This window comes from Hymenobacter perfusus (genome assembly GCF_003944765.1).
Taxonomy (GTDB): domain Bacteria; phylum Bacteroidota; class Bacteroidia; order Cytophagales; family Hymenobacteraceae; genus Hymenobacter; species Hymenobacter perfusus.
Genome location: NZ_RWIU01000001.1, coordinates 1,413,795 through 1,438,495, shown reverse-complemented (window position 1 = coordinate 1,438,495; position 24,701 = coordinate 1,413,795). Strand labels below are relative to the sequence as shown.

Annotated in this window: 24 protein-coding genes; 13 read left to right on the top strand and 11 right to left on the bottom strand. The window is 58.9% G+C overall.

Features of this window, described 5'->3' with window-relative positions:
• Nucleotides 1-39: 39 nt before the first annotated feature.
• Nucleotides 40-2,487, bottom strand: a complete 2,448-nt coding sequence (locus EI293_RS06100; RefSeq protein WP_125436215.1) for a TonB-dependent receptor — start codon at nt 2,485-2,487, stop codon at nt 40-42.
• Between the two features lie 181 nt (nt 2,488-2,668).
• Here EI293_RS06100 and EI293_RS06095 point away from each other — a divergent pair, with 181 nt between their 5' ends.
• Nucleotides 2,669-3,352 (top strand): MarR family winged helix-turn-helix transcriptional regulator, encoded by a 684-nt coding sequence (locus EI293_RS06095; protein ID WP_125436214.1) that lies wholly within the window; start codon nt 2,669-2,671, stop codon nt 3,350-3,352.
• Here EI293_RS06095 and EI293_RS06090 read toward each other — a convergent pair.
• Nucleotides 3,349-4,491, bottom strand: a complete 1,143-nt coding sequence (locus EI293_RS06090) for a J domain-containing protein (protein ID WP_125436213.1) — start codon at nt 4,489-4,491, stop codon at nt 3,349-3,351. The two genes, EI293_RS06095 and EI293_RS06090, sit on opposite strands and share 4 nt — an antisense overlap.
• A gap of 144 nt (nt 4,492-4,635) precedes the next feature.
• On the opposite strand from EI293_RS06090, the gene EI293_RS06085 reads away from it, so the two are divergent.
• The 3 genes from EI293_RS06085 to EI293_RS06075 are packed head-to-tail and all read left to right on the top strand — an operon-like array spanning nt 4,636 to nt 6,560.
• The gene (locus tag EI293_RS06085; RefSeq protein ID WP_125436212.1) at nt 4,636-5,022 is read left to right on the top strand and encodes a phage holin family protein; all 387 of its coding nucleotides are present in this window, start codon (nt 4,636-4,638) and stop codon (nt 5,020-5,022) included.
• Nucleotides 5,023-5,029: 7 nt separating this feature from the next.
• A complete protein-coding gene (locus EI293_RS06080) occupies nt 5,030-5,788 on the top strand; it encodes a hypothetical protein (RefSeq protein WP_125436211.1) in 759 nt (252 codons plus the stop codon).
• Nucleotides 5,766-6,560, top strand: a complete 795-nt coding sequence (locus EI293_RS06075) for a geranylgeranylglyceryl/heptaprenylglyceryl phosphate synthase (protein WP_125436210.1) — start codon at nt 5,766-5,768, stop codon at nt 6,558-6,560. Before EI293_RS06080 ends, EI293_RS06075 begins: the two co-directional genes overlap by 23 nt.
• Before the next feature lie 160 nt (nt 6,561-6,720).
• Here the strand turns inward: EI293_RS06075 and EI293_RS06070 are convergent, their stop codons facing one another.
• The 7 genes from EI293_RS06070 to panC all read right to left on the bottom strand — a co-directional run bounded on the left by EI293_RS06070 (nt 6,721) and on the right by panC (nt 13,049).
• The gene (locus tag EI293_RS06070) at nt 6,721-7,644 is read right to left on the bottom strand and encodes a helix-turn-helix domain-containing protein (protein ID WP_125436209.1); all 924 of its coding nucleotides are present in this window, start codon (nt 7,642-7,644) and stop codon (nt 6,721-6,723) included.
• A gap of 158 nt (nt 7,645-7,802) precedes the next feature.
• On the bottom strand, nt 7,803-8,942 hold the full coding sequence (locus EI293_RS06065; RefSeq protein ID WP_125436208.1) for an acyl-CoA dehydrogenase: 1,140 nt from the start codon (nt 8,940-8,942) through the stop codon (nt 7,803-7,805).
• A 320-nt stretch (nt 8,943-9,262) separates the two neighbouring features.
• The gene (locus EI293_RS06060) at nt 9,263-9,952 is read right to left on the bottom strand and encodes a zinc metallopeptidase (RefSeq protein ID WP_125436282.1); all 690 of its coding nucleotides are present in this window, start codon (nt 9,950-9,952) and stop codon (nt 9,263-9,265) included.
• A gap of 84 nt (nt 9,953-10,036) precedes the next feature.
• Nucleotides 10,037-10,531 carry a D-glycero-beta-D-manno-heptose 1-phosphate adenylyltransferase gene (rfaE2, locus tag EI293_RS06055; RefSeq protein ID WP_170170259.1) on the bottom strand — a complete coding sequence of 165 codons (495 nt, stop codon included), beginning with the start codon at nt 10,529-10,531 and terminating at the stop codon, nt 10,037-10,039.
• 69 nt (nt 10,532-10,600) lie between these two features.
• Nucleotides 10,601-11,626 (bottom strand): lysylphosphatidylglycerol synthase transmembrane domain-containing protein, encoded by a 1,026-nt coding sequence (locus EI293_RS06050; protein ID WP_125436207.1) that lies wholly within the window; start codon nt 11,624-11,626, stop codon nt 10,601-10,603.
• Between the two features lie 100 nt (nt 11,627-11,726).
• A complete protein-coding gene (gene panD / locus EI293_RS06045) occupies nt 11,727-12,074 on the bottom strand; it encodes an aspartate 1-decarboxylase (RefSeq protein ID WP_019948715.1) in 348 nt (115 codons plus the stop codon).
• A 123-nt stretch (nt 12,075-12,197) separates the two neighbouring features.
• Nucleotides 12,198-13,049: a pantoate--beta-alanine ligase gene (gene panC, locus EI293_RS06040; protein ID WP_125436206.1), complete on the bottom strand. Its 852-nt coding sequence runs from the start codon at nt 13,047-13,049 to the stop codon at nt 12,198-12,200.
• A gap of 120 nt (nt 13,050-13,169) precedes the next feature.
• Here panC and EI293_RS06035 point away from each other — a divergent pair, with 120 nt between their 5' ends.
• From EI293_RS06035 to EI293_RS05995, 9 genes are all read left to right on the top strand, one after another.
• Nucleotides 13,170-13,982 carry a glycogen/starch synthase gene (locus EI293_RS06035; protein ID WP_044003930.1) on the top strand — a complete coding sequence of 271 codons (813 nt, stop codon included), beginning with the start codon at nt 13,170-13,172 and terminating at the stop codon, nt 13,980-13,982.
• Nucleotides 13,966-15,444, top strand: coding sequence for a DUF4270 family protein (locus EI293_RS06030; RefSeq protein ID WP_125436205.1), 1,479 nt, complete (start codon nt 13,966-13,968; stop codon nt 15,442-15,444). Before EI293_RS06035 ends, EI293_RS06030 begins: the two co-directional genes overlap by 17 nt.
• A 114-nt stretch (nt 15,445-15,558) precedes the next feature.
• The gene (gene glmS / locus EI293_RS06025) at nt 15,559-17,394 is read left to right on the top strand and encodes a glutamine--fructose-6-phosphate transaminase (isomerizing) (RefSeq protein WP_125436204.1); all 1,836 of its coding nucleotides are present in this window, start codon (nt 15,559-15,561) and stop codon (nt 17,392-17,394) included.
• A 132-nt stretch (nt 17,395-17,526) separates the two neighbouring features.
• Nucleotides 17,527-17,910, top strand: a complete 384-nt coding sequence (locus tag EI293_RS06020; protein ID WP_125436203.1) for a RidA family protein — start codon at nt 17,527-17,529, stop codon at nt 17,908-17,910.
• Nucleotides 17,911-18,045: 135 nt separating this feature from the next.
• Complete coding sequence (locus EI293_RS06015; protein WP_170170258.1) at nt 18,046-18,300, top strand: hypothetical protein; 255 nt, start codon at nt 18,046-18,048, stop codon at nt 18,298-18,300.
• Nucleotides 18,301-18,912, top strand: coding sequence for a pentapeptide repeat-containing protein (locus EI293_RS06010; RefSeq protein ID WP_125436201.1), 612 nt, complete (start codon nt 18,301-18,303; stop codon nt 18,910-18,912). It begins immediately after the preceding gene.
• A gap of 162 nt (nt 18,913-19,074) precedes the next feature.
• Entirely contained in the window at nt 19,075-20,616 is a 1,542-nt protein-coding gene (gene gltX, locus EI293_RS06005) for a glutamate--tRNA ligase (protein WP_125436200.1), read from the top strand.
• 178 nt (nt 20,617-20,794) lie between these two features.
• Nucleotides 20,795-21,157: a hypothetical protein gene (locus EI293_RS22240; RefSeq protein WP_211339479.1), complete on the top strand. Its 363-nt coding sequence runs from the start codon at nt 20,795-20,797 to the stop codon at nt 21,155-21,157.
• A gap of 94 nt (nt 21,158-21,251) precedes the next feature.
• Nucleotides 21,252-22,034 (top strand): TIGR00266 family protein, encoded by a 783-nt coding sequence (locus EI293_RS05995; protein ID WP_125436280.1) that lies wholly within the window; start codon nt 21,252-21,254, stop codon nt 22,032-22,034.
• Nucleotides 22,035-22,526: 492 nt separating this feature from the next.
• Here EI293_RS05995 and EI293_RS05990 read toward each other — a convergent pair whose 3' ends face one another.
• Nucleotides 22,527-23,033, bottom strand: a complete 507-nt coding sequence (locus tag EI293_RS05990) for a toxin-antitoxin system YwqK family antitoxin (RefSeq protein ID WP_125436199.1) — start codon at nt 23,031-23,033, stop codon at nt 22,527-22,529.
• Nucleotides 23,034-23,069: 36 nt separating this feature from the next.
• Nucleotides 23,070-24,596 carry a GH3 auxin-responsive promoter family protein gene (locus tag EI293_RS05985; RefSeq protein WP_125436198.1) on the bottom strand — a complete coding sequence of 509 codons (1,527 nt, stop codon included), beginning with the start codon at nt 24,594-24,596 and terminating at the stop codon, nt 23,070-23,072.
• Nucleotides 24,597-24,701: the final 105 nt, after the last annotated feature.

Here is a 24,701-nt window from a genome sequence, read left to right as displayed (position 1 = left end):
CCGTTACGAAGACGAAGACCGACGAATTAAAAAGCGACCCTAAAACTCCACAATGAACCCGATGGTCGGCGTTACCTGGGCGTCGTCGTTGGCGAGTAGGATGGGGCGGGCATTGCTGCCGTCAGGCAGTAGGGGCTGGCCATCGGTGGTGAGGAAGCTGGTGTTATCGTCGGTGCGCTGGAAGGTGTACTGGGGGTATGCTGTGCCTTTCTGCAGCAGCGCATTCTGAATATCCACGTAGAAATCCAGCGTCACGCGGCGCAGGTTTACCTTCTTATCGAGCCGGAAATCGAGCTGCTGGAAGCTGCCCAGACGCTGGGTATTGAGGCGGCTGTAGTCGAGGATACCAGTGCCCAGGCTGGTGTAGTTGAGGCGAGAGGCGTCCTCATCGAAAGGCGTGTAGGGTGCTCCGCCCGAGTAACGGTACTTCAGGCCCAACTCCCAGCCCCGCCCAAATTTGCGCCCCAGCAGGGCTGATACTAGGTGGCGCGTGTCCCAGGCCGAGGGTTTGTACACGCCATCCTGGCCGGTAAACTCGCTGCGGAAAGCCGTGTACGACAGGACCCCAAACACGTTTTTGGTCAGCTTCTGTTGCACGAAGAACTCGCCCCCGAAGGCCCGGCCTTTGCCCGTGCTGCTGATGGCTTCGTTGCCCAACGCCGTGAAGTCGCCCCCCAGGTTGGCCAATGAAATTCCGTCGCGCCTCGACACGGGGTAGTGGTCGTAGCGTTTCAGGAAGCCTTCCAGCGTGATGCGGGTGGCCGGGCGCGGCACCAGCTCCAGGCCGGCCACGTAGTGCGTGCTGCCAATGTAGCGCGCCGAGCGGTTCACCCGCTGCCCGTTGTTGTCTTGGAAACCCAGGATGGTGCTGGGCGGAATCTTGTAGTAGCGGCCCACCGAGGCGTTCAGGCTCAGCTGGGGCGTGAGGGCCAGCGAGGCCGATACCCGGGGCGAAAGGGTACGCAGCAGGTTGCGGCCATCGTCGGTGAAGGAGTTGCCATCGGTGCGCAGCCCGGCCGATACGGTAAGCCGCTCGGAGGGCAGCAGCCGGCGGGTCCCCTGCACGAAGGCCCCGAAGCGCACCAGTTGCAAATCGGTGCGGAAGGCCACGTTCACGGCGGGCTGCACCACGTTGCCGCTGGCATCGAGCACCTCCCGGCGCAGGCGGTTGCGGAAGCTGTTGTCGTAGCCGATGAGCTGGGTAACGGCCCCGTAGCTGTACGTCCACCGGCCCAGGGTTTTGTTTACATCGAGGCGGAGCTTGTTTTCCTGCTCGCCCGAGCGGGTCCGCAGCACGCGCTTCGTCTCGTCGCCCTCTTGCCGGTCCTCGAACAGATCCACCTTGTTATACAGCTGCGTGCGGCTGAGGGCCAGGTTGAGGTAGCCGTTGGGCAGCAGCCGGCGCAGACTCAGGCCCAGCGTGTAGTTCCACTGGTCGTAGGTGGGCGTGGAGCGCAGCAGGTACTCCTTGTCGGCGGAGGTTTTACGGGGTACGCCCAGCTCGAAGTGGTCGAGGGCGCCCAGGCCCAGGGCCGTGAGGGTGGTTTTGTCGTTGAGCTTGTGGGTGATTTTGAACTGCGAATCCCAGTAGTCGGGCCGGATGGGCAGGTCGAGGGCCTTGAACAGCAACTGCAAATAGGAGCGGCGCACTGAGGCTAGGAAGGTGGTTTTCGGGCCCAACGGACCTTCCAGCGTGCCGGCCAGCTCGGTCCCGCTCAGGCGCACGTTGCCCTGCACCCGGTTGGGGTTGCCGTCGCGCTGCCGGAACTGCAGCACGCTGCTCAAGGCATTGTCGTAGCGCGCCTCAAAGGCCGAGGAGCTCAGCGTCACATCCTCAATAAACGACACGTTGAGGATGCCCACCGGCCCGCCCGCCGAGCCTTGGGTGGCAAAGTGGTTGATGACGGGCACCTCGATGCCGTCGAGGTAGTATACGTTTTCGTTGGGCGCCCCGCCCCGGATGATGATGTCGTTGCGGAAGCCACCAGTGCCGGCCGTGCCCCCCACCCCGGGCAGCGACTGAATGACGCGGGATATATCGAAGTTGCCGCCAGGGTTGCTCTTGATTTCCTCCACATTGAGCCGCTGCACGCTCAGAGGCGTTTCGGCGGTAGCCACCCGGATGGCACGGTTGGCTGTTACCACCACCTCCTGCAGCTCCTGGCCCTGGCGCAGCTCCAAGTTCAGCAGGTTGTCGTTGCCGGAGGTGATGTTCACGTTGTAGCGCGTATCGGTCTGGTAGCCGACCAGCGTGGCGCGTACGTTGTAGCTGCCTGTGGGCACGCCAGTGAGGCGGAAGAGGCCGTTTTCGTCGGTGCTGGTGCCTAGTTGGGTGCCTTCCAGCAGCACGGTAGCTCCAGGCAGCGGCTGCTGGGTACCCCGCTCCCGCACTACCCCGCTCACTACGCCCGTCGTCTGGGCCTGCGCTACGCTAGTGCCGGCCATGATGGCGGCCGTAGCCCACGTCATCGGTAAACCGTATTTCATCTGCCTGTTAAAAAGAATGTTTTCCAACCTGATGCTGGTACAAACATAGTTTTTTAGTTGACAAACATACTTATTAGATATAAATAAAATATGTTTCCATACTTTTATCGTAGTACTCTTTGCCCGTATCAGGTGCTAAAGGTGTGTTTTCTGTTGATTGCCCTGGCTTCCGTGAAGTACTATGAATTACGACCTGCTGCAAGAACTTCTTCCCATGCTGGCGGATTATCAGCAAAGCACCCCCACGCCCAGCACGGCCGGGTTCGGGGAGTGGCTGCGGCTGCACGCACCCGCTCAGCCCGCCACACCCGATTACGCGGCGGCCCGCACTGCGCCCAATGAGCACGAAACCGTGGAGTCGTTGCTGACCAAGCTGCTCACCTTCGTGTACCGCTACGTGCGCGGCTACGCCCGCCAGGCTTTGGCCGATACGCCCCTCACCAGCTCCGACGACTTCACTTACCTTATTGCCCTCTACACCGGCGGGCCGCTCACCAAGTCCGACATCATCGCCCGTAACATTCACGAGAAAGCCACCGGCACCGAAGTCATCAAGCGGCTGCTCAAGCACAGCCTCATCACGGAGGAGCCCCACGCCACCGACCGGCGGCGGAAGCTGCTGCGCATCACGGAGGCGGGGCGGGGCTTGCTGTTTCAGGTGCTGAGCCGCATGAGTCAGGTGGCCCAGATGGCAGCCGGCGACCTCAGCGGCCCCGAGCGGCACCAGCTGGTATACCTGCTCCACAAGCTTGATGCCTTCCACTACCCGGTATTTGCCGCCCACCGGCCCGGCTCCTTTCCCGAGCTGGTGGCCGCTTTCTTCCCTGACTCTGCCACGGACTGGCAGCCCAGCACGCTTCCTTAGCGGCCGGTGCAGGTAGTATCACGGGCGGCGCGGGCAAATGCGTAGCCCTGCACTACGGCCCGCCGGAAATACTCGCAGGCATGTTCCCGGTCCTGCTCCTGCTGGGCCAGCCGCCCCAGCAGGAAGTACACCTGCCCGCTGCGGGGCGTAATTTCCAGTACCTCCCAATAGTCGCGGCGGGCGGCATCGTAGTGCTTCAGCTTGTAGTGCGCCAAGCCTCGGAACGTGAGCAGCCGACTACGCAAGCGGGAACTGGCCGGCTCGTGGCGCAGGCCCTGGCTGAAGGCGCGGGCGGCCCTTCGGAAATCGTTCTGGCCGAATAGATGGTCTTCTCCGCGCAGCAGCCAGGCCCGGGCCAACGTGCTATCCAAGTCTAGGGCCTGCCGGTAGGCCGTCTGGGCCGCCTGAGTTTGCCCCAACCCGGCCTGGCACTGCCCAATTCGTAGCCATAGCCGGCCCTGCTGATGAGTGGAAACAGCGGGCAGTGCAGCCCGGAAATCCTGTTCGGCGGCGGCGTAATTCTTGTGCACGAGCTGCTCAATCTGGCCGCGGCGCTGTAAGGCCGGCGCGTAACCGGGCTTGAAGTGCAGAGCATCGGTAAAGTAGCTGTGAGCCCCTTCCCAGTTCTGCTCCACATACGCCTTCAGCCCCCGCTCGTAGTTACGCACGCCCGAGACGTGGTCCATTGTCACCTTTACCGAAAGGATGAAAAGCAGAAACCCTGCAATCAGCAAAGCTGCCATCCAATAGTCGCGGCGGGTGAAAACGGTTTTCTGGCGCGGAATGGGCCGGTAGTGCCGCTCGTGGGCCCCGGCGGGCCGGCGCGTACGCAGAGGCGCAGGCGGCGGCATCGGCACCCCGTATACCCGCTGGCCTTGGTTGCGGAACTCCTGCTGCCGCCGGGCTTCCTCGGCCCGGCGGGCCGCCACCTGCAATTGGTAATCATATTGCAGCCGCCGGTCGGGGTGACCCAGCACGTGGTAGGCAGTAGCTACGGCCTTGAACAGTTCCTCGTATAAAGTACTGCCGCCGTGCTTGTCGGGGTGGTACTGCACCGCCAGCCGCTTGTAGGCCACCTTGATGTCGTGGGCCGAAGCAGCGGCGGAAACGCCCAGTACCTGATAATGATTCTGACTCAACGCAAAGACCGTGTATAGTAAAAGTAACGCAATTTTCAGACACGCAGCTGCCTTTTCCGTATGAGGGGGCTACCGTGAAACCAGCTGCCCGCTCGGATTCCGCGCCGCCATCCTGTAACATTGTTCCCCGCAAATATTCTCCCCATGGGTCTGTTCTCCACCGAAGAAGACGCTTCCAAAACGCCCCGCACCGATAACCTGATGGGAAACCTGATGGGCTACCTCGATACGCGCATTGACTTAGTGCGGCTGGAAGCCCAGGAAAAAGTCAAATCGGCCTTCGTGGGCACCGTGCACGGCGTTACGCTGGCCCTGATCGGGCTGCTGTTCTTCGTGTTTCTGAACCTGTTCGTGGCTCTGTTGCTCAACGACGTGCTGGACAGCCCGTATTGGGGTTTCGGTATTGTAGCAGCGTTTTACCTGCTGCTGCTGGTTATTTTCTTGGTTGGGGTAGATAAAAAACTCTTCCAGGGCCTGGCCGACAAAATGCTGAACAATACCATCTACAAATCCGACAAACGTCAAGCCTAATCCACCGATGGCCGATCTGCACAATCCCTTGTTCGAAGACGAAAAAGAGTTTCTGGAACGCCAGAAGCAGGAATATGAGCGCGCCCTTATCGGCGACGTGGAAGAAATCAAAGCCAAAACCCAGGAGGTGAGCAAGTACGTGGCCATTGGGGCTGGCGTGCTGGGCGGCATCTGGCTGCTGAGTAAGGCGTTTGGGGGCAAAAGCAAGAAACAGCTGGCTCACGCCGACGAGTACGACCGGCATCGGCTGAAAGCCCCGCGTCCACGTCGGCCGCTGGCTGCTACGACACTGGCTGCTACGGCTGTGGATACGGCCGTGGCCGATGACCTGGGCTTCGGCTCGGGCCACCATCAGTTTGACCGAGGCCGCACCCACACCGCGCCAGCTTCGGAGCGTGCCGATATTGCCCCCGACGTGTACCACACCGACGCCGACCCGTTTCAGCCAACTTCGGCCGTAACTGGCTCCTCGGCCCTCGCGGCTACGGCCTACCGCGCCGAGCCGCAACCACCTACTTCGGAGGCATCGTCTATTCTGGCGTCGGCCGTAAAGTCGTTTCTGCAATCAGACACTGGCAAGGTGTTGGTAGCACAAGCTTCGGCTGTGCTGATGGCCTACGTGGCAAAGAAGGCTGGCGAATATTTGCCAATGCTTAAAAATACCGACCTTGCATCTTCTGGTGCCGCCCACGCGGAGCCCGAAACCAAGGATATCGAGTTTACTTATCACCACGACGACGCGGATGCGCCTCACCAGCCTGCATGATACGCTAAGCAACCGCCGCGCCCGCGGCCAGAAGTCTCTGGCTGTACTGCTCGACCCCGATAATCTGGACGAAGATGGTTGTCGGCAGTTGCTTGCGCTGAGTGAACAACACGCAGTAGAGTACTTTTTTATGGGAGGCAGCTTGGTGCTCACGTCGCGCCAGGCTGCCCTCATTCGTTTTATCAAGAGCCACTCAGCGGTGCCGGTGCTGCTGTTTCCCAGCCACAGCCTGCATCTCGACGACCAGGCCGACGGTATTCTGCTGCTGTCCTTAATTTCGGGCCGCAACCCCGACTTCCTGATTGGGCAGCACGTTATTGCCGCGCCGCTGCTGCGCCAGAGTAACCTGCAGATTCTGCCCACCGGCTACATGCTAGTAGATACCGGCCGGCAGACTACTGCCAGCTACATCAGCGGTACTACGCCCCTGCCCCACGACAAGCCCGGCATTGCCGCCTGCACCGCTATGGCCGGTGAGCAGCTGGGCTTGCGCCTCATGTATCTTGATGGCGGCAGCGGGGCCCTATATCCTGTGTCTCCGGCCATGATCCGGGCGGTACGCCAGGCCGTGGACGTACCGCTGATAGTGGGCGGCGGCATCAACACCATCGAAAAAGCCCAAACTGCCCTCCAGGCAGGTGCCGACGTTATCGTCATCGGCAACCAGATTGAGAAGGACCCTAGCTTCCTGGCTGATATGTCCCGCACCGTTCAGCACTTCAACCAGACCACTGATTACACGAATTCCTCGCGGATTTCACAGATTATATAGACAGTTGCCCTACGGGATACCCCGGCAATGGGCGCTGCACAGGGGTAGAATACAATACAAAAAAGGCTTGCTACATAGCAAGCCTTTTTTGTTGAAATCCGAAAAGCGAACCGTCCGCAAAATTCGTGAAATCCGCGAGGAATCCGCGTAATCAGTGGTCTTAGATGTTCATAGCTGATTCGCGGCGGCGCATTTTGCCGGCCGGAATTCCGAACATCATCTTGAAGCGGCGGCAGAAGTAGGCGGTGTCCTTGTAGCCCACCTCTTTGCCAATGTCGCGGATGCTCTTCTTGGTGGTGCGCAACAGGAACACGGCGCGCTCCATCCGTTGGTACTCGATGTAGTCCTGCGGGTTGATGCCGGTGAGCATCTTGAAGTACTGGCCCACGTAGTCCTCGCTCACGTTGGCGACGCCCGACAGCACCTTGTTCGACAGGTCGCCGCCGATGTTCTCCTTTATATAGTTGAACAGATCAATGAGACGCGGGTCCTTGAAGTACGTGCTGTTGGTAGCCAGCTGCTCCACGAACATCTTGTTTTTCAGGATGTAGCGCACGATTTCCACCACGATATTCTCGGTGTAAATCGTAATCAGCCGCTCGCGGCCGGGCAGTTCCTGCAGGCTTTCCTCCACTACCTTAATCACCAAATTCGCCAGCTTGGAGTTACCAGTAATCAGAAAGGCCGGCACGTCGAGCGAGGCGAAGAAGTTCACCGAGTCGAACACCTTGGCCTCGAAGCTTACGAAGGAATGGCTTTCCTCCGCGTCACCGATCAGGTCGAGGTCGGAATTGGAGTGGAAGAATTTATCCTTGTTGGTAATCAGGTCGTCGTTGGTGATGCTCTTGCTGGAAGGCTCGCCGTAGGTCACTTTGGTGGCCCGGCCGCCAGGAATGAACAGCATCTCGCCCTCTTCGACTAGCTGTTCCTCCTCGCCGAAGGATAAACGGCCTTTATGCAGCAGAATCAGGTTATTACCAACGTCATAGGAGTTGCGCACCGTAAAGGGCTGCTGCAGCACCAGGTTTTTCGCTTTGATGTAACGGACACCCAGCGACTCTATCACTTTATTATAATCTTCCATCTTTGGCGGGCGTTTGGGGTTGGGCAGGTGTGGTCGGGAAATAGCACCCCGGACTTATCTAATGCAAAATAACATATAAAAATTCACACAAACACAAAACCCAGTCAATTAATGACTGGGTTTTGTGCAATACGTCTGACTTTTAGGCTATTTGCCTGTTACTTCAGAATTTCCCGCGAGATTACAATTTTCTGAATCTCGGAAGTTCCCTCGTAAATCTGGGTGATTTTGGCGTCGCGCATCATGCGCTCCACGTGATACTCCTTCACGAAACCGTAGCCGCCGTGGATTTGCACCGCCTCTACGGCCGTATCCATGGCTACCTTCGAAGCGAACAGCTTGGCCATAGCGCCCGACTTAGCATAATCTTGGTGCGCATCCTTATCGTGGGCCGACTGCAGACACAGGAGCCGCGCGGCGTCGATGTTGGTAGCCATGTCGGCCAGCTTGAACTGGATGGCCTGGTGCTGCGAAATCGGCACGCCGAACGCCTTGCGCTCCTTCGAGTACTTCAGGCTCAACTCGTAAGCACCCGAGGCAATGCCCAGCGCCTGCGCGGCAATGCCAATGCGGCCACCGGCCAGCACCTGCATGGCGAACTTGAAGCCAAAGCCGTCCTCGCCGATGCGGTTTTCCTTGGGCACTTTCACATCGGTGAACAGCAATGAGCAGGTGTCGGAGCCACGAATGCCGAGCTTGTTTTCTTTAGGAGCCGTCTGAAAACCTTCCATGCCCTTCTCCACAATCAGCACGTTGATGCCGCGGTGCTTCAGTTCGGGGTTGGTCTGGGCAATTACCAAGTACACGGAAGCCGTGGTGCCGTTGGTAATCCAGTTTTTGGTGCCGTTGAGCAGGTAATAGTCGCCTTTATCCTCGGCGGTGGTGCGCTGGCTGGTGGCGTCCGAACCGGCCTCGGGCTCTGACAGGGCGAAGGCGCCGATAATTTCGCCGGAGGTCAGGCGGGGCAGGTACTTACGCTTCTGCTCCTCAGTGCCGTACTTCTCCAGGCCCCAGCACACCAGCGAGTTGTTCACCGACATGATAACGGAGCAAGACGCGTCCACCTTGCTGATTTCCTCCATGGCCAGCACGTAGCTCACGGTATCCATGCCGCCGCCGCCGTATTCGGGGCTTACCATCATGCCCATGAAGCCCAGCTCGCCCATCTTCTTGATCTGCTCGGCAGGAAACTTCTGGTGTTCGTCGCGCTCAATTACGCCGGCCCACAGTTCGTTCTGCGCGAAGTCGCGCGCGGCGGCCTGCACGGCCAGTTGTTCTTCGGTGAGCTGAAAGTCCATAGGGTACTAAGGGTGGGGTGGGAAACTCGTCTGCAAAGGCCAAGCGTAAATTCGCTGGCAGGTCAAAATTAAAGCACAGCTTTTGCAGATTAAGCAGACGGCACAGATTTTTTCTGTGAAGTCGGCTTTATAAGGTGTAAAGGCGCTTTTTTGTTTCTCGGGCACCAAACTATGTACTTTCTGCAAGTAGCCTGACCCGGTTTACGGCTTCCTAACGCCCGTTCGGTTTTGCAGATTTCCAACAACCGGGTCCTCTCAACGCACCACCGCCACCCCGGCGGCCGGGGTGGCGGTGTGCAAATGGTGGGCAAGCATCATCACTAGTCGCGCCGGCGGCCCATGAGTAGCGTGGCGTAATAGAACAGGGTAGCCAGGGAGCCCAGAGCCGCTACCACGTAGGTCATGGCGGCCCACCAGAGGGCATCTTTGGCCATAACGTGTTCCTGCGGGGTTACTACGTTGCGCTTATCCATCCAGGCCAACGCGCGTTTGGAGGCATCAAACTCCACCGGCAGCGTCACGAAGCTGAAAAGCGTGGTCAGGGCAAAAAACGCAACGCCGATGCCGAGCGGCAAGGGTGTGGTGCGCAGCATTATCACGCCCAAAAACAGTAGAATCGGCATAAACTTCGACACGGCGCTCAGGGCCGGCACCATAGCCGAGCGGAACTGCAGCGCGCTGTAGGCGGTGGCATGTTGCACGGCGTGGCCGCACTCGTGGGCGGCTACGGCGGCGGCAGCGGCACTTCGCTCCTCATACACCGTTTCGCTCAGGTTCACGGTTTTGTCGGCCGGGTTGTAGTGGTCGGTCAGGCGGCCCTCGGTGCTGATGACACGCACATCGGTGATGCCGTGGTCAGCCAGCATTAGCTCCGCAATCTGACGGCCCGACAGGCCGTTGCTCAGTCCTACCCGGGAGTACTGCTCAAACTTGCTTTGCAAACGGCGCTGGATCAGCCAGCTGGCCAGCATCGTCAGCAAGACAATGATGTAGGCCGGATTCAGGTGCATCATACTGGAAAAAGGAAATTTCGGGGTGAAAGAAACCGGAACCCGCCTGAGCAACTACCGGTACCTCACGGCCACCTTCTTTCCTCAAACGAGCCCCTGGGAACTCTGTAGAATACGCTCGACGATGCGGGTAGTGCTGTAGCCGGCTACCAGGGGTACGGTCAGCACCTGCCCGCCGTTCTGTAACACTACCTCGTGGCCCACAATTCCGCTGAGCTGATAATCGTCGCCCTTCACCAGAATGTCGGGCCGGACAGCTTCAATCAACGTCAGCGGAGTTTGCTCGCCAAAGAGCACTACCGCGTCCACAAACAAAAGTGAGGCCAGCACCCGCGCCCGTGACACTTCGTCCTGAAGCGGGCGGCCGGGCTTGAGGCAGCTCACCGAGGCGTCTGTATTCAGACCCACCACCAGCCGGTCACCCAGATGCCGGGCCTTCTCGAGGTAGTCCACATGGCCCAGGTGTAGCAAATCGAAGCAGCCATTGGTGAACACCACCTTTTCGCCGGCCGCCTGCCAGCCTGCTACCACCGGCAGCAGCTCGGCCTGGCTCAGGATTTTATCTTTCGTCCACATCATGCAACGCAATTTGTTTCTGCTCAACCAACAGGATCTGGCGGCCAAGCTGCTCGCGGGGGAAACCTCGGCTTACGCGGCTACTCCTTCTGGCAATACCGCCTTTTTGCCCGATTTCATCATGCTGGCCAGAAAGCTGATGCCGCCCATCACAACGACCAGCAGTGTTTGGGAGCCGTGCACTACCAGTGCATAGGCAATACCAGCTTCTTTGCTCACGCCATACGCCAGCAGAATCCCCTGCACCATTACGTGAAACGGGCCGATACCACCCGCTACCGGCGCGGCCATGCCAAACGCCCCGAACGTGAGAACCGCCAGTGCCGCCCGCATGCCTAAGTCGTAGGTGGCTGGGAAGGCAAAGAAAGCCAGGTAATCCATGAGGTAATACACGGCCCAGGTAAAGAACGTATGCAGTAGAAAGGTGCCCTTGTGCTCCAGCTTCAGGATGCTGAAGGCCCCGGCCAACACTCCTTTCACGAAGCTCATGGCTTTATTGAACAGGGCGTTCTGGCGCAGCCGCTCCAGGTTGCGGAACACCGCGTAAGCCAACCCCAGCACTAGCACCACCGCAATACCCAAAGCCAGCAGCAGCGGGGTACGGTTGCGGGCCAGCGCATCATAGCGGCCACCTAATACCTTATCAGTCACAAACGACCAGAATGTGTTAAAATCGAGCAGCAGCGTGGTTCCCAGCAGCCCGAGCAGCACCAACACATCAATTACCCGCTCCGTTACCACCGTGCCTAGGGCCACCTGTACCGGTACGCCACTGGTGCGCCGCAGTACCGAACACCGGATTACCTCACCCATGCGCGGCAGCACCATGTTGGCAAGGTAGCCAACCATCATGGCGTGGTACACATCCCAGTACGCCGGCTTGTGGCCGGTGGGGTCAATCTGCATTTTCCAGCGGTACGCCCGGCTGAAATAGCCCAGCACCGACAGGGCCATTGTCAGCAGCAGCCACGCATAGTTGGCACTGCGCACGTACTCCCCGATGCGGCTCAGGTTCTGGCCCTGCAAAGCATACCACATCAGCAGCCCCGAAACGGCCAGCAGCAGCGTGTATTTGATAACGTTGAAGAGTTGCTTCATAGAGGAATCGTTCGGGGGCAGCCCACAGGTAAGTAAAAGGCCGGCTACTCTTGCGGTAAGAATAGCCAGCCTCACGCTTGGTTCCAGCGGCCGGAGCAGGTTAGGCTACCCGGTTGTGCTGGTCCGGAAAAATGACGGTAGGCTGGTGGGCCTTTGCCTCGGCAAAGTCAATCAGGGCGTAGGAAATGATGATGACGATGTCGCCGACTGCTACCCGGCGGGCGGCCGGCCCATTCAGGCAAATCATGCCCGAGCCACGCTCGCCTTTAATCGTGTAGGTTTCGAACCGCTCCCCGTTGTTGATATTGACAATGGTGACCTTCTCGTTTTCCACCATGTTGGCCGCATCCAGCAGATCCTCGTCAATGGTGATACTGCCCACGTAGTGCAGTTCCGCCTGCGTAACCTTCACGCGGTGAATTTTGGACTTGAGAACCTCGATATGCATGAGAAGAAAAAACGGGTGATTTCTGGCCCGCAAAGATAGGAAAGGCGAATGGATGGACCGGTGCATGGCTGAGCAAGTGGCCAGACTACGCTACCCATATTCTCCATTCATTCGTCTGTCCATTCATCCGTTTACCACGATATTATCAATGAGCCGGACGCCGCCCAGATGAGCGGCTAGGCACAGAGCCACTGGGTCGCTGGGCTGCCATTCCGTCAGCGGCTGCAGAGTTTGCGCATCCACTACGGCTAGGTACTCCAGGGTGATGGACGGTTCCTGGGCCAGCAGGTCGGCAGCGGCAGCCTGCACTCCGGCAGGTGGCACCGTACCCTGCCGCACTAACTCGGCTGCCAGCTGCAAGGCCCGATACAGCTGGGGAGCCACTGCCCGGGCCGGGGCATCGAGCCGGCGGTTACGCGAGGACATAGCCAGCCCGTCCGTCTCCCGGATGGTTGGATACGCCACCAACTCCAGATCAAACGACAAATCCTGCACCAGTTGGCGCACTACCGCTACCTGCTGGAAATCCTTCTGCCCAAAGTACGCCCGGTGCGGCCGGCTCAGGTGAAACAACTTGCTGACCACCGTAGCCACCCCGTTGAAGTGGCCGGGCCGGTGCTCCCCTTCCATCACCCGTTCCAGCGGGCCAAAATCAAACCGCAGAACTGCCGGTTGCGGATACATTTCCTCTACTGAGGGCAGGAACAGCGCCGTGCAGCCTGCCGGGCCGAGCAATGCCGCATCCACCTCGGGCAGGCGCGGATACAGCCGGAAGTCATCGGGGTTATTGAACTGCGTTGGGTTCACAAAAATGCTGACCACCACCACCTCGCATTCCTGCGCTGCAGCGCGTACCAGTTGCAAATGGCCTTCGTGCAGGGCCCCCATGGTAGGCACCAGGCCAATGCGTTTTCCTTCTCGACGCCAGGTTTCCGTGTGGGCTTGCAACGCGGCGGCGGTATTCAGTATCTCCATAGAGTAAAAAGCGCCCTTCGGCCAGAGGCCAACCGGGCAAAGTTGAAATTTCCCTCAAAAATGCTTAATTTTGTGCATCCCAAAGTGTTGCCCTTTCCCAATCACCCCAACTGACTCTATATGTCCAAGTTGAGAATACTCTACGCTGCCACGGAAATCAACCCGTTTTTGCAGACCACCAAGGTAGCGGAGTTTTTGCGGCGCCTGCCGCAGGGAATGCAGGAAATGGGGATGGAAATCCGCATTTTTGTACCCCGATTCGGCATTATTAATGAGCGTAAAAACCGCCTGCATGAAGTAGTGCGTCTGTCGGGAATTAATATTGCGGTGGGCGAAGATGAGAAGCCTCTCATTATTAAGGTGGCTTCCATTCCGAATGCGAAGTTGCAAGTTTACTTCATCGATAACGAAGATTACTTCCATCGCAAGTCGGTGCTGGTGGATAAGAACGATAAATTCCACTCTGACAACGACGAGAGGGCTATCTTCTTTTGCAAAGGGGTACTGGAAACAGTAAAGAAACTGGGCTGGTCGCCGGATATCGTACATTGCAACGACTGGATGACCGGTCTCATTCCGATGTACCTGAAAACGACCTACAAAAAGGACCCGATTTTCAAGGATGCCAAATCGGTGTTCACCATCTACAACAACGAGTTCGACTTCAAATTTGAGGGCGACATCGTGGAGAAAGCCAAGATGCTGGACATTGAGGATGAGATGCTGGCTTCGCTGAAAACTGCCGACTTTGGCGGCTTCATCAAAGTAGGGATGGAATATGCCGATACAGTGGTGAAATCTGACGAGGATTTCAGCGAAAACCTGAAGACTCTGTTCGCGGAGTATTCAACCAATAAACAAATTGAGCAGGTAGGCGCCGACGACAATCTGCTGACTTCTTACTACGCACTCTATAATGAATTGGCCAACTAGCGCCAGCCGACTCGCTTCGGTTTCCCTTTTTGCCGTTTCCCTGCTCGGACTTGCCACTGGCTGCGAAAAAGCCAGTGACCTGGGCCTCGAGCTTCCCGGCACCTCTCCTATTACCGCTAGCTACCTCGATCTGCCGGTGACGGCTTCCACCGTGCGGCAGCAGCCCGTAGAAACAGTGAAAGCTGACCACATTCTGGTAGGTCGGGTACGCGACTCCTTCGTCGGTACTACGGAGGCCAGTGGCTTCCTGAACCTGCTGGTCATAAGCAGTGATACGGTGCCTTCCACGTTTACGGCTCTCCGGCTGGATTCTGCCGTCATCAGTCTGCCCTTTGATCAGATATATGGCTCAGCGGCTCAACCCTTACGGCTCGATCTGAAAGATTTGCAGCAGCCGCTGGATGAGCGGGCAGTGTACAACTCGGCCTCAACGGTTGCAACGGGCACCAGTCTGCTGACAAATTTTGAAGCGCCGCTTAACCGCAACCGGTTGGTTAAGCAACGTGTTGCATCCGGTAACAGCGGTGATACAACTACAACGGTAACCACCACGCTAGTACCTGACCGCGTAGTGCGCATCCGTATGCAGAAGTATCCGGCTACGTCTACTCTGGCTAACTCCGTATTTACGGCGCTTAAGGATGGAACACCTTCCCAGAGCAAACTGGACGCCGTATGGAAAGGATTGGCCTTGCAGCCTTCCGCCGGGCATCTGGGTAGTATTGCCGGCTTCACCAGCAACACAAGTGCCAACGTAAGATTTTATTATACAGGCACTTCTGCTACTGGGAAAGTACGTACCCGGCAGTACCGGTTACTATTGGCCCATGGCCTTTCCACGGTTCCCGGCAAATACTTCACGCAGGTGAATACGGATTTGAGTGGTACAGCCCTTGCGGGACTTACCACTCCCCAATCCACCCTGCCCCCCAGCGCAACCAACGGCTTCACGTATGCTCAAGAGGGAACCGGTTTGGCTACCCGCATTGAGTTCCAGGGACTGGATAACCTGCGGAACAATGCTGAGCTTGCCATTAACCGGGCCGAGTTGCTCATCCCGGTGAAGCAGTTCAGCAATGGGCTGTTCTCCTACCCGAATGGCTTGTATCTGTACGAGGTGAACAGTGCCAATCAGGTGCTGACCCGCACTGTGGGGGCCACCGTTGCGGAACGGATGGTGCAACAGGAAGGTCTGGATAGAAATGGCGCGCGTCTGACGCCTACCCGTACTGACTTCCCGGTAGTGGCATCCATTCCGGCCGGCCAGGACCCCGTACAATACTACTCCGTTTCTATCACCGAATACCTGCAGGCATACCTGCAAAACCGGCTGGATGGGGAACTGCCCAGTGGCCTGATTCTGTCGCCGGTACTCCGTGCCAACCTAAGTCTTGGGCTTAGCCGGGCACAGCTGGATGCCAACAACATCAAGCTGCGCGTATACTACTCAAAGCTGCGTTAAGCGGCGGGAGCTGTCAGGTTCGCTTGCCAGCAAGGGCGGCACGGCTTTTGCCGTTGCCGCCCGTTTTTGCTTTCATTTTCGGGAGCATCTGCTCTGTCCCAATCAACTTACCATATGTGCGGAATTGTCGCTTACATTGGGCACCGTGAGGCTTGCCCCATCATCATCAAAGGCCTGCGTCGCCTGGAATACCGGGGCTATGACTCGGCCGGGGTTGCCCTGCTCAACGGTCAGCTTACCGTTTACAAGAAAAAAGGCAAAGTAGCCGACCTCGAAGCCTTCATCGGCGAACAGGATACGCACGCCCACATTGGCATGGGCCACACCCGCTGGGCCACGCACGGCGAGCCGAACGACGTGAATGCCCACCCGCACTACTCTACTTCGGAGCGCATTGCCATCATTCACAACGGCATTATTGAGAACTATGCCGCACTAAAGCAGCACTTGCAGCAGCAGGGACACGTATTCCACTCCGATACGGACACGGAGGTTTTTGTGAATCTGATTGAGGAGATCCAGAAGCAGAACAGCTGCACGCTGGAGGAAGCCGTACGCCTGGCCCTGCACGAAGTGGTAGGCGCCTACGCTATTGTGGTGCTCAGCAAGGACAACCCCGGCCAACTGATTGCCGCCCGTAAAGGCTCCCCGCTGGTTATTGGCATCGGTGAAGGCGAGTTCTTCCTGGCTTCCGATGCCACGCCCATCATCGAGTACACCAATGAAGTGGTGTATGTGAACGACTACGAGTTGGCCGTTATTCGGGATGGTAAGATGGAAATCCGCTCCCGTGAAGACGTGGTGCAGACGCCCTACATCCAGAAGCTGGAACTGGAGCTGGACCGCATTGAAAAAGGCGGTTACGAGCACTTCATGCTGAAGGAGATTTTCGAGCAGCCCCGCTCTATTCTCGACTCCATGCGCGGCCGTCTGGAGCTAGAAGCGGGCCACCTGAACATGGGTGGCGTGCGCGCGTACGAGCGGAAGTTCGTGAATGCCGACCGCATCCTGATTGTGGCCTGCGGCACCAGCTGGCACGCTGGCCTCGTGGCCGAATACCTGCTGGAAGACCTAGCCCGCATTCCAGTGGAAGTGGAATATGCCTCGGAGTTCCGCTACCGCAACCCCGTCATCACGGAGCGCGACATCGTAATTGCCATTTCGCAATCGGGCGAAACGGCTGACACGTTGGCCGCCATTGAGCTGGCCAAGAGCCGCGGTGCCACCATCTTCGGTATCTGCAATGTAGTAGGCAGCAGCATTGCCCGCGCCACCGATGCCGGTGCCTACACCCACGCCGGCCCTGAAATCGGGGTGGCTTCGACCAAAGCCTTCACGGCCCAGGTAACCGTGCTCACGCTGCTGGCCATGATTGTGGGCCACAAGCGCGGTACCCTTTCCGACACCCGCCTGCGCGAGTTGATGGTGGAGCTGAGCACGATTCCCACGAAAGTGGAGAAGGCCCTGCTACTCAACGACCAGATCGAGAAGATTGCCGAGACGTTCAAGGACGTGCCGAACTTCCTGTACCTGGGTCGGGGCTACAACTTCCCCGTGGCCCTGGAAGGCGCGCTAAAGCTGAAGGAAATCAGCTATATCCACGCAGAGGGTTACCCCGCCGCCGAAATGAAGCACGGCCCCATTGCCCTCATCGATGAGAACATGCCCGTGGTAGTTATTGCCACCAAGGACAGCTCGTACGAGAAAGTGGTGAGCAACATTCAGGAAGTGAAGGCCCGCAAAGGCCGCATCATTGCCGTGGTAACAGAAGGCGACGACGTGATTCCGGCCATGGCCGAATTCACCATCGAAGTTCCCGCCACTAGCGACGTGCTGATGCCGCTGGTATCAGTGGTGCCGCTGCAGCTGCTGAGCTACCACATTGCCGTGCTGCGCGGCTGCAACGTGGACCAGCCCCGCAACTTGGCTAAATCGGTAACGGTAGAATAACCCGGCCCGCTAACAGAACAGTACCAGCCGCCACTCCGAAATTCGGGGTGGCGGCTGTTTTTTGTCCCGTATCTGTGCCGGTTTCCGCGTACTTTGCACTCCTTCTTCCTCCATCCTTACCCGCCCTTATTTATGGCTCATACCGTTGTTTTTTCGCCTCAGGCTCCCGCTCCCATTGGCCCGTATAGCCAAGCCATTCAGGCTGGCGGCACCGTGTACGTATCGGGCCAGATTCCGCTGGATGCCAATGGCCAGCTGGTCGGTGGCGGCGACGTAGCCCAGGAAACCCACCAGGTAATGCGTAATCTGCAGGCCGTACTGGAAACCGTGGGCCTCACCCTGCGCCACGTAGTGAAGTGCAGCATCTTCGTGAAAGACCTGGGCAACTTCGGCCTGATTAACGAAATCTACGGCAGCTACTTTGATGCCGACTACGCCCCCGCCCGCGAAACCGTAGAGGTAAGCCGCCTGCCAAAAGACGTACAGGTAGAAATTTCCTGCATTGCGGTGCAGTAACAGTGAATTTGTGAAGTGGTGAATTTGACGTTCAGTTTGCGCCGCGCGTGCGGATTGTACCAGCAGATTCTTCGGAACGGGTGAAATGGTGAGTTTGACGTTCAGGTTGCGCCGCACGTGCGAATTGCGCAGATTGTGCCGTCAGGTTCTCTGAACATCAAACTCACCACTTCACAATTTCACCACTTCACCTCTATGCGCGAGCTGGGTATTTTTCTGTTTTTCGCCGGGCTGCTTGCTATTCTGGCTCCTTATCTGCTGCCCGCCAACTTCCGGTTTCCGCTGCTGGACTGGATCTACAACTGGGGGCCGACGGTGGCCTGGGCCATTAAGGGCGGCATTACCGCGCTGGGGCTAATCCTCTGGCTCAGCTTCAAAAACCGTAACTAAATGCGCCGACCGGCCACCCGCAAGCCCGCCAAAGCCCTGGAGAAGCCCACGTACTTTCCGGCCGAAAACGTGCTGACCCGCGTGCTGCCACCTGCTTTGGTGGGGCAGCAGGAGTTTGAGCAGTTCCACTTCATCGGCTTCGATTTAAGTCAGGCGGACCTGGCGGGCCGGCGGTTCAGCGAGTGTCGGTTTGAGAACTGCAACCTGGCCGGGGCCTCGCTGGCCAATACCAGTTTGCAGAACGTGGCCTTCGAGAGCTGCAAGCTGCTGGGGCTGCAATTCACTTCCTGCCGGGATATGCTGTTCGATGTGCATTTCGACCAGTGTCAGCTGGATTACGCGTCTTTCTGGGGCAAAACCATGCCCAACACCCGCTTTGCAGGCTGCTCTCTGCAGGAAACCGACTTCACCCGCACCGACCTGACCAACGCCGTTTTTGCGGATTGCCAGTTGCGCGGGGCCATCTTCAGCCAGACCCACCTACTCGGGGCCGACTTTCGCACGGCCCAGGGCGTCGCCCTCGACCCCGAGCAGAACGAGCTGAAACAGGCCCGTTTCGCCCTTCAGAGTCTGCCCGGTTTGCTGGGCAAGTACGGGCTGGTGGTGGAATGAAAGGTGACTTAGTGAGGTGGTGATTCAGTGAGTTTGACGTTCCATCTGCCAAAGCCGCGCAATCGAAACGTCAAACTCACTAAATCAACACCTCACTAAGTCACCTTTCGTACCTTTGCGGCGCGCTTTCTTTCCCCGAAGGCGTTGCGAACTGACTGACTTATGGAAAGAGAAGTACGGGTGCGTTTTGCGCCCAGCCCTACGGGGCCGCTGCACATCGGCGGCGTGCGCACTGCGCTGTATAACTACCTGCTGGCCCGCAAGCTGGGCGGCAAGATGCTGCTGCGCATTGAGGACACCGACCAGAACCGCTTCGTGCCCGGCGCCGAGCAGTACATTATGGACGCCCTGCGCTGGTGCGGCATTGAAATTGACGAGGGAATTGAGCAGGGCGGCCCCCACGCCCCCTACCGCCAGAGCGAGCGGAAGCCCATGTACCGCCAGTACGCCGACCAGTTGATTCGGGACGGCCACGCTTACTACGCCTTCGATACGCCCGAGGATCTGGACGCCATGCGCGCCCGCCTCACGGCCGCCAAAGTGCCCAACCCGCAGTATAACAGCATCACCCGCGCCCAGATGCGCAACTCCCTCACCCTGCCGGCCGAGGAAGTAACGCAGCTGCTGGAAAATGGCACGCCCTACGTTATCCGCCTGAAGGTGCCGCGCAAGGAGGAAATCCGCTTTAATGACCTCATCCGGGGCTGGGTAGTGGTGCATTCCAGCAGCATCGACGACAAAGTACTGATGAAGTCGGACGGTATGCCGACTTACCATTTGGCCAACATCGTGGATGACCATTTGATGGAAATCACCCACGTTATCCGGGGCGAAGAGTGGCTGCCCTCGGCTCCGCTGCACGTGCTGCTGTACCGCTACCTGGGCTGGGAAAGCACCATGCCGCAGTTTGCCCACCTGCCTTTGCTGCTCAAGCCCGATGGCACCGGCAAGCTGAGCAAACGCGACGGTGATAAGCTGGGCTTCCCGGTGTTCCCGCTGGAATTCCACGGCAAAGATGCCGAAACCGGCGAGCCCACCGTGAGCAGCGGCTACCGCGAATCGGGCTACCTGCCCGAAGCGTTTATCAACTTCCTGGCCTTCCTGGGCTGGAACCCCGGCACCCAGCAGGAGCTGTTTACGATGGACGAGCTGATTGAGAACTTCTCGATTGAGCGCGTGAGCAAATCACCAGCCCGCTTCGACCAGAACAAGGTGCGCTGGTACAACGAGCAATACCTGCGCGCCAAGCCCGATGCCGAGTTGGCCCAGTACCTCACCGAGGAGCTGAACCAGCAGGGCATTACGGTGCCCGCCGACCAGGCCGAGCAGATTGCCGCTTTGGTAAAAGAGCGCGCCACCTTCCCGGCCGATCTGGCCAAGGAAGCGCAGCTCTTCTTCCAGCGCCCCGCCAGCTACGACGAGCAGGTCATCAGTAAGAAGTGGAACCCACAGGTTTCAGCGGCTTTGACCGAGTTTGCTGCCCAGCTGCCCGCCGCTGCCGATACTTCGGCCGAGGGTATCAAAGCTTTGCTCACGCAGGTGCTGGAAGCCCAGGGCCTGAAAATCGGGCAGGTACTGCAAGCCTTGCGCGTAGCCGTAACCGGCCACGCCGCCGGCCCCGACCTGATGCACATCATGCGCATTCTGGGGCCGCAGGAAACTGCCGAGCGGATTCAGGCCGCCGTGGCCGCGCTACCGGCGTAACGTACGCCGCTTGGTTGCATGCACAGTGCCCACCCGACACCCGTCGGGTGGGCACTGTGGTTTTACGGGAGCCGTCAAGCTGCAGGAGGGCGGCATATCCTTCGGTGGGAGGCTTGCGTACGTAGAGGCAGGAGGCCGCTGGGCTCCCTTTCCTACTGACTCTCTAGCCGTTTGTATCATGGCCAAAAAACCCGTTAGCCCGAAGAAGAAAGCTGCTGACCCTGAAAAAAAAGCCCGCGTCCATAAAGAGCTGGAAGGCTTTGAAATCAAGGTAAATCCCTTGGGCGAAATCACCTCCAACTACTCCATTGAGGACATCAACCAGTTTCTAAACCGCCATGTGCGCGACAAAAAGCTGGTGAACCGCGACGGACAGTTTGGCGAGAAGGACGAGGACGAAGATTTCCCGCTGGAAGACGGTGCTCAGGAGCCTGAAGAATCGGATGAGGATTTCATGCGCCGTACCAGCACCGAGGCCAAGAAAAAAGGTCCTAAAGCGGCGGCCGAGGATGACGACGTGCCGACGGAAGAACGGGAATAGCGCGTTACCCCGATACGCTTCAGTATAGCAAAAGCCCGATTTTATCGGGCTTTTGCTATACTTGGGACATCCTTTCACCTCTACTTTTTTCCCGATGCAGTCGCACGACGTGGACTATACAATTCTCGGCAACGATATCCAGGTACTGGAAGTGGAGCTGGACCCCAACGAAACCGTGGTGGCCGAGGCCGGCGCTATGGTGTACATGAGTGAGGCCATTGCCTTTGAAACCAAAATGGGCGACGGCTCGGAGCCCAACCAGAGCATCATGGGCAAGCTGTTCTCGGCCGGCTCGCGGCTGATTACCGGTGAGTCGCTGTTCATGACGCACTTCACCAACCGGGGCAGTTACGGCAAGGCGCACGTGGCGTTTTCGGCCCCGTATCCCGGCACCATCATCCCGCTGGACCTGTGCGAGCTGCCCCAGGGCCTTATTGTGCAGAAGGACGGCTTCCTGGCGGCGGCCAAGGGCACCAAAATCAGCCTGCACTTCAACCAGAAGCTGGGCGCGGGCCTGTTTGCGGGCGAAGGCTTCATTCTACAGAAGATTACCGGCGACGGCAAGGCCTTCGTGCACGCCGGCGGCACCATCATCGAGAAGCGGCTGAACAACGAGCTGCTGCGCGTAGATACCGGCTGCGTGGTGGCCTTTGAGCCCGGTATTGACTTCAGCATTGCCCGGGCCGGCGGGCTGAAATCCATGATTTTCGGGGGTGAGGGGCTGATGCTGGCCACGCTGCGCGGCACCGGCCGCGTGTGGCTGCAATCCATGCCCGTGAAAAAGCTGATTCAGGCCCTGGCTCCCAACGGCGGTAACGCCCGCAAGGAGAGCGGCGGCGTACTGGGCAACCTGATGGGCGGCATCCTCGACGAATAACCGCTCCCCTCATCCTACCCATGCGCAAGGCCCGCCGGCTGGTATTGCTACCTGCCGGCGGGCCTTGCCTGTTGTGACAGCCGAAGCAACTCAGGATACAGCCGTAGCCGCAATGACTCCTACACTGGCCAGCAGCGCCAGCAGCATCAGCCCCAGGAAAAACATTGTCAGCTTACGAGATTTGGTTTCTGTCTGAGCGTCGGATTTCAGACGATAGCGCCGTCGTTGTCGACCAGTAGACGAAGCAGAAGATGAGATAGTATCCATTTGTGGGAATTTTGGAGACAGATCAGAAAGCGAATACGGAAATATAGCGGGCTTTCCCGACATAATACAGTTTACGACTTCCAACAGCCGACGGATTGCCCCTTCTCATCGACCAACCTAAACTACCGCTGGCTAAGCAGCTACTCTTACCAGCTATTGCAGGAAGCAGACCTACTCAGTACTGCATAGCCGGCTCACGGTGCAATTTTCCAACCTGGCCCTACTTCAGTTAACCGGCGAGGCCAGCGTGTCGCCGGTGGGGGTGGTCAGGAGGGTGGCGGTGCGGTGACCGTTGCGGTAGAACTCGGAGGGCAAGGCCTGGCCGGTGGGTGAATAGCACTTCCACTCTCCGAACCAGTAAAACCGGGCCACACTGGCCTCAGCGCGGTAACGTGCCTGCCCTTGCTTGGCTAGCTGGCCGCCAGGATGGAAATACGAAAGCCTGACCAACCCGTAGGGCCGCCGGTAAAACCGCTCGGTGCGTTCCTGTGCGCCGGTGAGTGTGTAGTAGTGCCAGATGCCCATGGAGCGGCCGTGGCGGTAGCGGCCCCGGTTGGCCAAATGCTGCTCGGCCCCATCAAAATATTCCCGCCAGGGACCGTGACGCTGGTCTTGTCCGTCAAACCGATTGCGCGACCAGAAGCCAATGGGCTTGTGCTTGGCTACCGTGGCGCACCCGGGCGCGCTGATAACGAGCGAAAATAGCAGTAACCGACAGAATAAAATACGCATCGAAACAGGAAATCAGGACCCGCTCGATAGTTACAACTATTTTTTTAGTTGTTCAAGAATTTCGTCTACCAGTTCCCGGGAGTTGCTCAGGCGGGGCACTTTATGCTGACCGCCCAGCTTGCCCCGGCGAGCCAGCCACTGCACAAATGTACCGGTTGGCACAGCTAACACCTGCGGGGGACGCAGGGCCAGGTCGCGGTGACGCTTGGCATCGTAGTCGGAGTTGAGCTGGCGGAGTGTTTCGTCGAGAATCCGGGCAAAGTGGAGCAAGTCAGCGGGGGGCTCGGTGAACTCCAGCAGCCACTGGTGGCCGCCGCGCGAGGCTTCCTCGTGGGCCGCGAAGTAGATGGGAGCGGCCGTGTAGTCGCGCACGGTGGTACCGGTGGCCTGGCAGGCGGCGGCCACGGCGGCATCGGCGTTTTCCACCACCACTTCCTCGCCAAACGCGTTCAGAAAGTGCTTGGTGCGGCCCACAATCCGGATGCGGTACGGAGCCAGAGAGGTAAACCGCACCGTATCCCCGATTTTGTAGCGCCACAGCCCGGCGTTGGTGCTGATGATGAGGGCGTAGGTGCGGCCCAGCTCCACGGCCTCCAGCCCGATGGTGCGGGGTTCGGGGGCGTCCCACTGGTCTGCGGGCAGGAACTCGTAGTAGATGCCGTGGCCTAGCAGCAGCAGCAAATCCTCCGAATCGGGCTCGTCCTGGAGGGCCAGGTAGCCTTCGGAAGCGTTATAGATTTCGAGGTAGTGCATACGGTCGCTGGGAATCAGCTGGCGGAACAGCTCTCGATACGGCCCAAATGCCACCGCGCCGTGCAGAAACAGCCCCAGGCGCGGCCACACGTCCACGATGGATTCGGCCCCGGCCAGCTCCGTCACGCGGCGTAGCAGCACAATCATCCAGGTGGGCACGCCGGCCAGCACCCGCACGTCGGCCGTGAGCACGTGGCGGGCAATGCGCTCAATCTTTTCCTCCCACTCATCCAGCAAAGCCAGCTCCAGGGGCGGGGTCCGGATGAACTCGGCCCAGGCCGGCAGGTTCTGCATAATCACGGCCGATACGTCGCCGACGTGGGAAGCAGGGTCGTCGGGGCGGAACGGGTTGGGGCCGTGGGTACCGCCCAGGGAAAGGGTTTTGCCGCCCAGCGCGTCGGTTTCGGGGTAGTACAGGGTGGCCAGCGCCGTCATGTCGCGGCCGGCCCGATAGTGGCCCTCGTGCAGGGAGGCGCGGGTGACGGGGATAAACTTGCTGCGGGCATTGGTGGTGCCACTGCTTTTGGCAAACCACTCGGCGCGGCCGGGCCAGAGCACGTCGGCCTCGCCGCGCAGCACCCGCTCAATTTCCGGATACAGCTCCTCGTAGCTGCTGATGGGCACCCGTTGGGAAAATTCCCGAGCCGAGGGCACATCGGCGTAGCCGTAGCGGCGGCCCCAGGCTGTAGTGCGGGCCATATGCAACAGGCTGTGCAGTACCGCCTGCTGCACCTCGTGCGGATTGTCCCGGAAATGGTGGATGCTGGCCAGTCGGCGCTGCACGGCCCAAGTCAGAACGGTACTAATCACGGAGGAGAGTTGAGGAGGAAAAAGCAGCCGGGCGGCCACCGGATACGCTGTACCGCTGACCGCCCGGGAAAGTTACGAAATGCTTCGGGTGATACTGCCCGGCTT